Source organism: Aeromonas finlandensis (assembly GCF_000764645.1).
GTDB classification, from domain to species: domain Bacteria; phylum Pseudomonadota; class Gammaproteobacteria; order Enterobacterales; family Aeromonadaceae; genus Aeromonas; species Aeromonas finlandensis.
Genome location: NZ_JRGK01000372.1, coordinates 1 through 679, shown reverse-complemented (window position 1 = coordinate 679; position 679 = coordinate 1). Strand labels below are relative to the sequence as shown.

The window sequence follows — 679 nt, the reverse complement described above, 5'->3', positions numbered from 1 at the left end:
GTCAGGATCCGCAGGATCTTGCCGCGCTGCAGGCGGCCTTCGATGAGGTAAATGACCTGCTGGCCGAGCAGAAGCGCCGTTGCTACGCCCTCGATCAGCTGGTGGCCCGTCTGCCGCACTTTGCCTATCAGGATGCGCAAGACCTGCTGGGCAAGGCCTCCGAGATGAGCGAGCGGCTCAAAGAGAAGCTTAAAGCTGCCGAGCTGGCGGCCCGCACCGCCGGTGAACAGCATAAGCAGATTGCCCAGCGCCACACCGAGGCGTTGCAGCTGCGCACCGCCCTCAACTCCAGCGTCGAGGCCAAGCGTCAGACCCTGACCGAGTTCGAGCAGGAGCTGGCGGCCATGGGCCTGACCCTCTCTGACGACATGGAAGAGAAGGCGCGCGCCCACAAGAAAGAGATTGAAGAGCTGCTGATCCGCACCCGTTCCCGTCGCACCAGCGCCGAGGCCCAGTTGCAGGTAACCAAGCGCGAGATCGAATCCCTTGGCGGTCGTCTCAAGCTCGAAGGCAAGGATTACTACAGCGCCCGTAAATCCCTGGTGGGACACAAGGCGAGTTGGTCGCGGGTGGTGCGGCTGGCGCGGGAGACCGACGTCGAGAAGCGTTTAAATAAGCGCGAGCTGGCGTACCTTGACAGCGACGAGCTGCGCTCCATGTCGGACAAGGCCCTCGGCGC

Annotated in this window: 1 pseudogene; it reads left to right on the top strand. The window is 63.5% G+C overall.

What is annotated here, in order from left to right:
• Positions 1 to 679 (top strand): annotated as a pseudogene (gene mukB / locus LD28_RS0121885) (chromosome partition protein MukB); the annotation flags it as partial.